Source organism: Phormidium sp. CCY1219, assembly GCF_055795085.1.
The window spans coordinates 1-11,790 of the sequence record NZ_JAYFEQ010000216.1 but is presented as its reverse complement, the minus strand read 5'-3'; the positions used below and the strand labels follow the sequence as shown (position 1 = coordinate 11,790).

10 protein-coding genes are annotated in these 11,790 nt (G+C 49.7%); 5 read left to right on the top strand and 5 right to left on the bottom strand.

Annotated features, from left to right (window positions below):
• The first annotated feature begins 223 nt into the window (after positions 1 to 223).
• From AC0QH1_RS01895 to AC0QH1_RS01885, 3 genes are all read left to right on the top strand, one after another.
• The gene (locus AC0QH1_RS01895) at positions 224 to 1,678 is read left to right on the top strand and encodes a B12-binding domain-containing radical SAM protein (protein ID WP_324629076.1); all 1,455 of its coding nucleotides are present in this window, start codon (positions 224 to 226) and stop codon (positions 1,676 to 1,678) included.
• Positions 1,679 to 1,768: 90 nt separating this feature from the next.
• The gene (locus AC0QH1_RS01890) at positions 1,769 to 2,371 is read left to right on the top strand and encodes a type IV pilin-like G/H family protein (RefSeq protein ID WP_324629075.1); all 603 of its coding nucleotides are present in this window, start codon (positions 1,769 to 1,771) and stop codon (positions 2,369 to 2,371) included.
• Between the two features lie 321 nt (positions 2,372 to 2,692).
• Complete coding sequence (locus AC0QH1_RS01885) at positions 2,693 to 3,151, top strand: hypothetical protein (protein WP_324629073.1); 459 nt, start codon at positions 2,693 to 2,695, stop codon at positions 3,149 to 3,151.
• A gap of 142 nt (positions 3,152 to 3,293) precedes the next feature.
• Here the strand turns inward: AC0QH1_RS01885 and AC0QH1_RS01880 are convergent, their stop codons facing one another.
• The 4 genes from AC0QH1_RS01880 to AC0QH1_RS01865 all read right to left on the bottom strand — a co-directional run bounded on the left by AC0QH1_RS01880 (position 3,294) and on the right by AC0QH1_RS01865 (position 8,007).
• Positions 3,294 to 4,103 carry a glutaminyl-peptide cyclotransferase gene (locus AC0QH1_RS01880; RefSeq protein WP_324629072.1) on the bottom strand — a complete coding sequence of 270 codons (810 nt, stop codon included), beginning with the start codon at positions 4,101 to 4,103 and terminating at the stop codon, positions 3,294 to 3,296.
• Positions 4,104 to 4,218: 115 nt separating this feature from the next.
• A complete protein-coding gene (locus AC0QH1_RS01875) occupies positions 4,219 to 5,583 on the bottom strand; it encodes an ATP-binding protein (protein WP_324629070.1) in 1,365 nt (454 codons plus the stop codon).
• 140 nt (positions 5,584 to 5,723) lie between these two features.
• Positions 5,724 to 6,650 carry a succinate--CoA ligase subunit alpha gene (locus AC0QH1_RS01870; RefSeq protein WP_324629068.1) on the bottom strand — a complete coding sequence of 309 codons (927 nt, stop codon included), beginning with the start codon at positions 6,648 to 6,650 and terminating at the stop codon, positions 5,724 to 5,726.
• Positions 6,651 to 6,825: 175 nt separating this feature from the next.
• Positions 6,826 to 8,007 (bottom strand): ATP-grasp domain-containing protein, encoded by a 1,182-nt coding sequence (locus AC0QH1_RS01865; protein ID WP_324629067.1) that lies wholly within the window; start codon positions 8,005 to 8,007, stop codon positions 6,826 to 6,828.
• Between the two features lie 137 nt (positions 8,008 to 8,144).
• On the opposite strand from AC0QH1_RS01865, the gene AC0QH1_RS01860 reads away from it, so the two are divergent.
• Complete coding sequence (locus AC0QH1_RS01860; protein WP_324629066.1) at positions 8,145 to 8,405, top strand: hypothetical protein; 261 nt, start codon at positions 8,145 to 8,147, stop codon at positions 8,403 to 8,405.
• Between the two features lie 23 nt (positions 8,406 to 8,428).
• Positions 8,429 to 10,261: a hypothetical protein gene (locus AC0QH1_RS01855; protein ID WP_324629065.1), complete on the top strand. Its 1,833-nt coding sequence runs from the start codon at positions 8,429 to 8,431 to the stop codon at positions 10,259 to 10,261.
• A 107-nt stretch (positions 10,262 to 10,368) separates the two neighbouring features.
• On the opposite strand, the gene AC0QH1_RS01850 is transcribed toward AC0QH1_RS01855, so the two are convergent.
• Positions 10,369 to 11,388, bottom strand: coding sequence for a DUF3179 domain-containing protein (locus tag AC0QH1_RS01850; protein WP_324629064.1), 1,020 nt, complete (start codon positions 11,386 to 11,388; stop codon positions 10,369 to 10,371).
• Positions 11,389 to 11,790: the final 402 nt, after the last annotated feature.

Genomic DNA, 11,790 nt, shown 5'->3' with positions numbered 1-11,790 from the left:
TCCCCCCTTAGAAAGGGGGGACTAAGGGGGGATTTCAACTGTTTTGTTTTTCAAGAACAATGGTATAAAGAACACTGGAGGGTAGTGAGGATAATAGTTTCAGCAACCCCCGCCTGGGATTAATTTCTCCGGGTTAATCGTTCTAGCAACAGCCGCCCGGAGATGAACATCCCCGCCGGGATTGGGGGGCAAATGTTAATTTTTTCGGTAAATTTCCCGGGGGATGAAGTCCGATCGCTTACCCTTTAAGTATCGGAATCTGGTTCTGTCTTCTATTCCCGGGAGTGACTTGATGAAAGTTAAAATGATTTTGCCGGCCCTCACGGAAGCGATTAGTCCTCATTGGCGATCGATTAAATATTCTTTGTTTCCGCCGTTGGGGTTAGCGACATTGGCGGCATTTTTTGACGAGGATGATGACATTTGCATCCAAGACGAGCATGTGGAGAAACTGGAGTTAGATGACGAACCGGATTTAGTGGTGATTCAGACCTACATCACTTCAGCCTATCGCGCCTATGAAATTGCCGATCGCTATCGCCAACGAGGGGTTTATGTGGCCCTGGGGGGAGTGCAGGTGACTGCATTACCCACGGAGGCGATCGCTCATGCAGACACCATTTTTCTCGGTCCGGGGGAAGATACTTGGCCGCAATTTTTAGCAGATTGGCGGGCGGGACATCCGGGGAAAATTTACATTTCGCGCGATCGAACTTTGCACCACCTCCCGAAAATTCGCCGGGACTTGATTCAGCGCCAGTTGTACTTAGTTCCGAACTCGATTGTGGTCTCTCGCGGATGTCCCCACCATTGCGATTTTTGTTACAAAGAATCCTTCTTCAAAGGGGGCAAATCCTTCTACACCCAAACGGTCGATCGCGCTTTAGCCGAAATCGAAGAATTACCGGGACGGCATTTATTTTTTCTCGACGATCATCTGTTTGGCAATTTGCCTTTTGCCCGGGCATTATTTGACGGAATGAAAGGCATGGGACGGGTTTGGCAAGCTGCCGGTACCGTGGAAGCCATATTGCAACCGGGACTGTTAGAAAAAGCCGCAGACAGCGGACTGAGAAGTTTATTTGTGGGGTTTGAAACCCTAAACGCCAAAAACCTGAAACGCCAGCACAAATATCATAACCTGAATCGCGATTATAACCAGGCGATTCGCCGATTGCACGAGTGCGGGGTGATGATTAATGCCAGTTTTGTATTTGGTATGGATGAGGATAATTCCACGGTATGCGATCGCACTGTGGAATGGGCAGTTAACCAAGGCATTGAAACTGCTACTTTTCACATTTTAACCCCTTATCCCGGTACGCAACTCTATCGCCGAATGGCAGAAGAAAACCGCCTTACCAGCACAAATTGGAATTTATACGATACCCGCCATGTGGTGTATCGCCCCGCCAAAATGACTGCAGGGGAATTAGAAGCAGGATACTGGCGGGCCTATCGAGAATTTTATCGCTGGCGATCGATTTTTGCTGCTGCATCCACCAAAGAAAGTTGGTCGCAAAAAATGCGTCATTTACTCTATTCTGGGGCGTGGAAAAAGTTTGAACCATTTTGGGATGTGGTGATTCGCACGGAACAAGTGGCCAAGTTGCGACCCCTGATGGAAAAGGTACTCGATGGATTTGAGAAAAAAAACCCCTGGGGAGGAAGCGGGTGACACTGTACAAACTCCCTTGAGTGTCCCGGTAGGAAAAGGTGGCAAAATTGGGAATATTGTAGAGTAAAGCAAGGTTAGGAGGATGGAATAATGATGAGTGAAGAGAAGGGGAAAAAGAAATGGGCGATCGGGTTTTATAAAGTCTTACTGTTATTAGCAGTAATGATACCTTTGCAAGGGTTGATTATGTATCGAATTTTTGTGGAACTTGAAAAAAGCCGCTTAATTTCAATGAGTCTAGCTTGCCAAAAAACTGTAAAAAAAATCAACACTGCACAGAAAGTTTATTTTTCCAAATATCAACGCTTTGCTAATTCCGTGGAAGCGCTACAGATTAGCTTTACCAAAAACAGCAAACCCTTTCATCGGTATGGAATTAAAATGAGCCATACTGCGGTTTTAAATTATGGCATTTATCGTCAACCTCCTCCTGATGAGATAACGGAGAAGCTGTTAGAGTGGTACCCGACAAACCTTAAGAAACCACCAAGGCAAAATTACCTGGGAATTGTGGTAGCATTGCCGAATTCCGAAGTCAATCCCGATGCAACTAAACCAGAAGAAATGCTTCCTGTATCTGTGTTGTGCGAATCGCCGTCTGCAGATGCGGTTTTAGCGGCTTTATCGGCGGAACCCATCGTGCAAAATGGCAATATTGAATGTCCGGAAGGGATGAAGAATCTGGGGCAATAATGGGGAATATTCTCTTCTTTCAATTAAGCTTTTATATTTTATGAGAATTGGGGTAGGGGAGGATTTGGAGTTTTTGAGATAAGGCAATGCTTAAGTTGAGTTGAGGAGGAGGCGAAACCTCGAGGAGGGTTGTCCAGCATGTGAGGGGAAGGCGTTTAGGACCTGATATATGTAAAAAAGGGGTGGGTTGGGGGACTTTTTTGTGGTCGCGGTCGGGTAAAATAAAGGAGAAGTCTAGGGAGGGTGTTGCGCGAATGGAGTCAGCGCGATCGCGCGGAGTTTTCCTCAGTGGAGCCCTCGCCCAACCCATTACCAAAGAAAATGACTAAATCCAGCGATATGTCCCGAACGGTGAATGAAAAAACCTCTCTGGTTCCGGTTTCTGGTGTCAATCCATTTGAGCAACTGACGCCGCAACAGATTTATGATTGGGCGGCGTATCATTTGCAGTTTGTGGAATTTAAGGAATTGCTGAACGAGGAAATCGTATCTTTGCCCGATTTTCCCGGTTTGTTTTTCGTTTATTTTATTGTCTACGATTCCAAAGGAAAATGGGCGGAAAATTTAGTTTATATCGGCATTTCTAATACCAGCATCAGTCAGCGATGGAAAACCAGCCGACAATTGCCGTTATTTACGAAAATGCACGCTTTAGGAATTGAAATTCTGGTTCGCACCTTTAGCGTGTTACCGGGGATGGTGTCGCCGGAGACGTTGCAGCTTTGGGAAAAAGGCTTAATTGAAAAGTTAAAACCCGTGTTTAATGATGAAGATATGTAAGGCTTTTTAAGGGAAAAATTGTTGAGTTTTGAAGGGTTGAATTTGCGGGTGTACTCGCGATTTTCTGCATCGAAAAAGGCGTTCCCAGCACATGCTGGGAACGAGGTAATATTTCTCTATTCTCAATGTTTCATGGCTCGATTTAAGATTTGGGAATCAGTTCGATTTCAAACAGTTGGGGCCAGAGTTTGCCGGTGACGAAAAGCCGATCGCCTTTAGAATCATAGGCAATTCCGTTGAGCACGTCCACGGGTTGGGATATCGCCTTGGTATCCAGCAAGTCGGTTAAATCGATCCAGCCGACGACTTGACCGGTTTCGGGAGAAATGCGGGCGATAAAATTGGTTTGCCAAATATTGGCAAAAATTTCTCCATTGATGTATTCGAGTTCGTTGAGTCGGGGGATAGGACGATTGCGATCGCGCACTTGAACCCGACGAATTTCGGTGAAAGTTTCCGGGTCGAGAAAGCGCAGAACATCGGTTCCATCACTCATAATCAACTGTTCGCCATCGTGAGTCAGTCCCCATCCTTCTGTAGGATAAGTAAATTCCTCCTGTGGGGCAAAAGTTTCGCGATCGTACACAAATCCCACACGAGACGTCCAAGTTAGTTGAATAATATTATCATTCCAAATGGTAATTCCCTCGCCGAAGTAGCGCGCATTTAACCGTTTCATTTGCACCACTTTTCCCGTTTCGAGTTCCACGCGGCGCAGAGAGGAGCGACCCCGCAAACCGGTGCCTTCATAGAGAAATCCCTCATGGTAAATTAACCCTTGAGTGAATGCCAAAGGGTCGTGAGGATAAGCATTGACCACGCGGTAGCCGTACACGGGGGGTTGAGTGGATTCGGTGGTGTTGAAGGTGGGTGCTGATGAAGCGTTATAAAATCCGCAAGAGCCTAAAATAACTCCAATCGCTACAACAGAGGTAATAAATGTTTTTTGCATCAACCTAAATCTATTAAATCATTCTATTTTATCTTCCCCGGTGGATGAGGGAAATCCGCATCAAGTGTTTTTTATGGGGTAAACTAAAATAAGCTGGGAAAGGGCGCGTGCCAGATTAGTCCGATTGCGTCTTTTGCAGGGATTGTTCGGCGCGCATGAAGTCAATAAATTGACGAGCGCTGCGTCCGGATCTGCCGTTATGACGGGTGGCCCATTGGAGGGCTTTGGCGGTTAAGGTATCTGGAGGCATATCGAGTTGAAATTGGGCAGCCAAAGTGCGGACAATGTTGAGGTATTTTTCTTGAGAGGGGGGTTCAAAGGTTAAGGTCAAACCGAAGCGATCGCTAAAGGAGAGCTTTTCCTGAACCGTATCCCAGCCGTGGATTTCATCGCCGGCACTGGGGCGCGGGCGATCGGCAAAAAACTCGCGCACTAAATGGCGGCGATTGGAAGTAGCATAGACCACCACATTGGGCGGACGGGCGGTTAAAGTGCCTTCTAAAACCACTTTCAGGGCTTTAAAGGAATCGTCATCTTCTTCAAAGGAAAGGTCATCGACAAAAATGATAAATTTATGGGGAGCGCGGCGCAGTTTTTCGGTGATAATGGGTAAATGTTTGAGCTGTGATTTGGGAACTTCTATCAAGCGCAAACCGCGATCGCTGTATTCATTCAACAGTGCCTTAACCAACGAAGATTTGCCGGTGCCGCGACTGCCGTAAAGCAATACGTGCAATGCGGGCAAACCAGCCAGCAAAAATTCCGTATTTTGCACCAAGGAGTGACGCTGGAACTCATCGCCGACGAGATCCGTCAACCGAATCGGATCGGGGTGTGGGATGCTTCTTAATTGCCCTGATTGCCAAGTAAAGGCGCGATACTCAGCCAATTGCCCCGTACCTTGTTTTTGGTAAAAGGGGACTAACTCCTGAAGGGTATCGGCCCATTTTTTTTGTTGTTTTAGAGATGCGATGATTCGTACCTCCGAATTGTGGGGCAATTCTTCAATTGCCCCTTTTTCATACTTTACCCGGTTCTGTTCATGCCAAACCACCGGAGGCATGGGCAAACCGGATGCTTGTTGTACCCATTCACTGAGTTGGTTGCTGGTGCAATGGTAAAGGGTTTGAAGGGCATCTAAATCGTGTTTGGCAGCGGCAACGAGGGCGGGGGTTATCTTGTCTAGAGAACGCTGCTGCGCTTGTTGGGTAAAAGGGTTTTCATCGCGCAGGATTTGGGCGATTAAATAATCTTGCCAGCTCATTTTTTGCGCGGCAATGGTTTTAAACCATTGGCCATACGCTTTTAAGCAAGTCAGTCCCACTATACCACCGGCACCGCCGGCAGAACTTTGATAGATAGCTTGGATTAATTTAACAAAAGCTTCCCCCACGTCATTTTGCAGAACTGATTGATAAAGCAAGAGCGATGCGGCTTTGATTTCCAGATATTGAATAGAGGAGACCGTTTTGGCATCCATAATTAAAACACTCGAGTCGGAATGGTTAGAATGAGCGAAATGACAGACCGAAGGCAGAGGGGGAAGGGATGAAAGGAAACCCGAAGAAAACGCCAAGTCGAGCTTGTGCGGGGCTGTCATCCTTTCCCCTGGGTCGGGTGTTACTTTTTCCTGGTGGGTTTGAGAGCTTTTTTCACCAGGTCGGGAATTTCGGAAGGGCTTTCAGCCACGGGAATTTTCGCGGCTTTAAACGCTTCAATTTTGCTTTGCGCCGTATCTGGGTCAGCGCCGACGAGACTGACATTGTGACGTTTTCCGGTGGAGAGTTGAGCGGCCATAATATCGCCGGCATGACCGAGGCGCTTGCCTTTGGGGGCATGACGACCGGCCACATAAGCGACCACGGGTTTATCGATGGTTTCGGAGATGTAATGAGCGGCTTCTTCTTCGTTAGTGCCGCCAATTTCGCCGACTAAGACGATCGCCTCAGTGGTCTCGTCTTCATCTAGAATTTGTAGCCATTGGGCAAAAGACGAGCCTAAAATTGCATCGCCGCCGATGCCGACTACCAGAGATTGGCCGAGTTTGGCCTGAGTGAGGTTCAAAGCCACCTCATAGGTTAGGGTGCCGCTGCGGCTGATGAGGCCCACGGAACCGGGGGTATAGAAATCACTTTTGTGAGTGCCGAGCAGAAGCTTTCCGGGGACGATGATGCCGGGGGTATTCGGGCCGACCACCAGGGTATCGGTAGCTTCTGCCTTTCGCATCAGCTTCACCATATCCAGGGGAGGCATGCCCTCAGTGATGAGAATCAGTTGGCGGATACCGGCGGCGATCGCTTCTAGGGCTGCATCCAGAACCGCATAAGGCTTAACCACAATCACGCTGGTATCCACCGATCCCACCTTTGGGAGTGCTTGTTCGATGGTATCAAACACCGGAATATCATCTATTGTTTCTCCGCCGTGACCCGGGCCGATTCCCGCCACTACGTTGGTGCCATAGGCTTTCATTGCACTAGCATGAATCGAGCCGATCGCTTCTGAGATCCCCTGAACAATCACTGTCTTATCGTTGGTAAAATTCATTCAACCTCCTCAAGTTAAAACCCTCACGCTGGGGCGCTCGAATCGTTGCATTTCAAATCCTTATCGGTTATCGAGTTTTTTGTCTGGCTTCTGGCCAGGAATGGAGATCGCAAGCAGTCTGGAAAAAGCCTAAAAAATCCCCCCCTGGCCAAAAACTCCCCTAGAGTTTCTGGGCTTACTTCTTGCGGGTCAGTTGCACCGTTTTCGCGATCGCGTCATCCAAGCTTTCGACGATCGCCACATCAAACGGCTTTAAAATCTCTTGAGCTGCAGCGAGATCTTCGCCATACAAACGGGCAATGAACTGACAAGGAGTCGCGTGATTCGTCGAGCCTTGGGCGCGGGCATGTCGTTCCATAACCTTAGCGATAGTTTCCGCCACTTGAGTGCAAGAGGCCAAACCGCCGAGAACATTCACCAACACCACTTTGACCTTTTTACTTTTGGCCACCAGATCCAAACTGGCATCTAGGCGATCGCTCAATTCATCCGGGGTCAAATCCCAGCGAGATTCGCCGCCTAAATTGACGAAATTCGCCGGTTTGCCCCCTGTAGCATACACCAAATCCAGGGTTGCCATCGTCAGGCCCGCCCCATTGCACAGCAAGCCAATATTGCCCTCGAGTTCGACAAAATTCACCTTAGAGATAAACTCTCTTTGCGTCTGGCTCAACTCCGACTCCGAGCCATTGTTGTCGATTTTCCAGGTTAATTCGTGCAGACTAGGATGACGAGCGATCGCCGCATCATTCACCGTAACTTTGCCATCTAACGCCATCACTTGTCCCGTGGGAGAGATCCCCAGGGGATTGATTTCCACCAGATCCAAATCTTTTTCCACAAACAGGGCGTACATTTTCTGTACGATATCGCTCACCGATTCGATCAGCGGCCCGCTGCATCCCATCTTCAAGGTTAAATGTCGGGCATAATACGGCGAAAACTCCTCATTGACCACCACCTGCTGCATCTGTTCCATTGCCAATTCGGTACTGGTGCCTCCTTGTTGGGAGCCAAGCAGCACCGGACGACGGGCCGCGCGATCGAGTACCACCGCCAGATACAGTTCGCGATCGGTGTCGTATTTGGCTTCTGCTAACAGAACCTCTGGATGTTCCCCCGCGATCGGCAGATGAAAAATGTTTTGCGCCGCTGCTACGGCATCGATGGTATTTGCCACAAATTTGATCCCGCCGACTCTACCGCGTCCGCCGACCCGGACTTGAGACTTGAGAACCACCGGATAGGGAATCTTCAGTCCCTTAAGGTCTTTGGGATGATCGATCCGTTGCGAGGGCAAAACCGGAATCCCCATTTCCCTGAATAACTCTTTGGCTTGGTACTCTAATAAATCCATAGGTGTGGAAAACGTCTGTTGAAACTATTTTGCTCTCCCGAGTCCCCCGGAAATCTCCGGCGTCGGGTCTAGTTGGAGCATACCGCTTCATTTAGTTTATAATGTGTAGTTTCCTCTACTTAGGAGCGCTTTTGCCAATGGATGGAGGAGTGGACGGCATTGTCCAAAGGCTGCTCCTGAGTGCCCTCGACAGCAATAAAGCTGCAAAAAACCTTAACAAATTTCTGGGCGTCGGGGGGCATAAAATAGGGGAAGTGCCGCAGCCCGGTTTCCCCGCTCTCGAAGTCTTCGACGCCCCCGGGAGAACCGATGGCTATGTTGAGGGGAACGAAAGAACCCCTCAAATCGGTGGTTCGCTCCCGATTGAAGTTAAAATTTTTTCAGCTTCACGATTTTAAGACTACATCGGTGGTAATCTCTTATGACTACAGCAGTACGCCACAACGATTTACAAACCGTCGCCGAGCTGATCGAAGAGCGCTTGCACTCTCAACTGCCCGAGAATCTGCCGTTGCGGATTCGCTGTGCCCTCAAGGGCGGGAATTTATTGGTGTTGGGGGAACACTCCCCCGAGGTCAACCTGGAAGTGCAAGGGACTTTTCGGACGCTCAAGCAAGCCATCCTCGCCTTAGTCCCCCAATTGAAGGGGGAGTTACGGCTTTATCTGCGCTTGCGGGGTCAAAAGCAGCCCTATGCGTATCATGCTTTTAGAAGCGCTCAACCCCTGGGGGCAGTGGCGTCACCGAGGGATGATGAGCCAGTGCTGTTGCCCAAAAAACCGGCGCGATCGCCGATGGGAAATCACCCCCCAGAGGAGTTGAGCGCGGAGGCAATTCAGGCTAGGGATTTGGCGATCGCCGCTTTTCCCCTCAATCCCTTCGACATGCCACCGCCAGACTCGGCTTTCGAGCAGGCTCCCCGCCCGGTGGCGACAAAACGCCCGCCCCAGCACTCGTCGCGCCCGAGGCGCAAATCTTGGCCGAAGTCGGTTTATGCGGGAGTTTTCCTGGCCCTGGCGGGGGGAGCGATCGCCGCTTATGCGGTGTCTCGTCCCTGCGTGCTGCGCCCATGTCGGGAAATTTTGACGGCGGATGAGTTGACGATCGCTTCGGCAAATACCCTCAATCAGGCTCAATACATCCAACAACTGGTGGAGTCGCGGGATCAATTAACCGCCGCTCGCGATATCCTCACCCAAATTCCCCTCTGGTCTCGTCATTTTCCCACCCGGGAGCGCCTTTTGCAACGCAATCGCACCTTGTCTGAAGGCTTAGATGAGATGATTTTAGCCCTGCAAACCGGTCTGGATGCGGTGGAAAAAGGGGAAAATCCCCCCCACCCGGCTGAAGTTTGGCAAGCGGTGGCTCAGGTGTGGCGTCAGGCGATCGCTGCTCTGGAATCGGTGGAGTCAGATTCGCCGGTTTACCCTTTGGCGCAAGAAAAGTTAAGCAACTACCGCGCGAATTTGGCTGAAATCGAACTGCGAATCGATACGGAAAAAACGGCTAACGCCCAATTCCAACAAGCTCGCTTGGCGGCAAATGTGGCAAAAGCTCGCAGTGGGGTGGCGCGCTCTTTTGACAGTTGGGAAAAGGTTTATTTCAGTTGGGAAGGCGTTATCGCCCAACTCGAAGCCCTGCCGCAAGAGACGATGGCGCATCAGGAAGCAAAGGAATTATTGCCGGAATATCGCGCCCAACTCGCCTTGGCTCGCGATCGCAAAATGAAAGAAAAAATTGCCGAAGATGCGTACAATCAAGCCCTGTTAGAAGCAGACCTCGCTGCCAAACGGGCCCAGGAAAATCAATGGAGTCTCACGGTGGCTCGCTGGAATCAGGCGATCGCTTATGCCGAACAAGTTCCCACGGGAACCTTCTATTATCCCAAAGTTGCGGGTTTAATTAAGGAGTACAAAACCGCCCGTGACGAGGCAAAAGTTAAACTGGAAAAAGCGGTGCGCTTGCAAAAAGCGCGGGCGGATTTGAAGAAAACTTGTGAAGGAAAACCCACGGTTTGCGAATATACTGTAACCGACAATTTAATCAGCGTTTGGCTCACCGCCGATTACCTTAACAAGCTGCAAGAAACTACCGCAACGGCCCAGAAGAAAAACGATCCGAAAATTCGCCAAGGCGTAGACGAACATGTGAATACGTTAAAAACCGCTCTCGAAGCGATCGCAGATAACGCTCGCCTGACCCTAGAAGTCTACAATCCCTATGGCTCTCTCATCGGGCGTTATTCTCCTCAATAATCTCCTTTCTCGCTTGGAGGTTTTTGCCTTGGAAGGGCACGGTACTCCCGTGCCCTCCCTCGATTTGAGGGCAGAAAAACTCACTATCTGTGGCGATCGCGGCGGTTCTATTCCCCAAAAAAGGCGGGATACACGAAGGCAAATGCTGTAGAACTCGGAATCGGCGTGCCGTCGAGTTCTTCCACAATTACAGTCTCTAATTCCCCATCCCAGCGCGCCCGAATTTCTCGATTGTTGAATTGTACGGTTTGCTCGCCGATTTGGCGCATTCGCTCGTGGACGAATTGTTCGCTCGCACCGGAAAAGCGATCGGGGGGCGTTCCCTCATCGGCATGCCAAATATAACTCACAATATCTTTCGGATGCCGCTCCAATTGTTCTCGGTTTCGCACGGGAAATACCAGTGTCTCGTCTGTATAATAACTGCCGTAAGGATATCTCTGATAGTCTCGACTGTATCCCGTATCGGGGGAAAGCACTTGGCTGTCGGGATGTTTTTCCAACCACGCGCCCAATCGGGTTTTCACCGCTGGGAGGCGCGCTAAGGTGCGATTGACCTTGGGGCCGACGATTCCCATGCCCCAGGGTTGTGCGTATAGGGTATCGTCGGCGCGATCGTACATCACCAAACAGCTTTGATACAATTTCCCGGAAACCCCATAGGTAGTATCGCCGCGTTTGAATGCGACAATTGTATCGCACAGTGGGCAGTAAGACACGGTGATATTTTCTCCGCCCAAAGTATCGTTGACGATTTCATGCCAGTTCATAATCCCCAGGGGATAGGCTTTCGCTTCCCCATTAATCACCACCGCGATCGCCCAGTCGTCGGCGTCAAAGGGGGTGCTGTCTGCTGTGTCAAATTGGGGGCGATCGAGACTGGGAATTCCATCTTTGGGCGGTCCTCCATTCAGCAGTTGGCTTAAATCTATGCGGGAAACTTCCTGTAGGGCAATATTTTGGCTTTCGATATCTTTCAAGTCTTGGCTTCCATCGTGGAAATGCTGGGTGAGAAAAAAGTAGTGTAACTTGAAGTTGTCCCATCCCCCAGCTCTCACTACTAACGCAAATAAAGACAGTACCGCCACCACGGTAACACTTAAGGTCAATTTGAATAAGCTTCTCATGCCAATCTCCTGGCGCGCGCCAAATCTCTGTGCGGGTATCCCTGACCCTTGTTCGGTTCTATAGTGACGGGAGAACCTGAAATTGCCCTGAGCGGAGGATAAAATTAACCTGAGAAATGCTACAGTAGATTGGTCATTAACTTGGATTCACCCTCTGCGTTTCATCAATAGACATCGAGGAGCCTCAAACTGACGCTTACCCCAACCTAACCTCCGCCGTAACCGGCATTTATGCCTCATACTTCCTCCTCGGCAAAACCTTTGATGTCCAATGGTCACTCCCTTCCAGGGAAGCAATTGACAAAAGAAAGAAACCTCTCCCACCCTCCGGTTGTTGTTGGTGTTCACATCAGGCTGTGCCTATCACAATAAAAGCATTGCCTTTACCCTTTGCCCCCATTA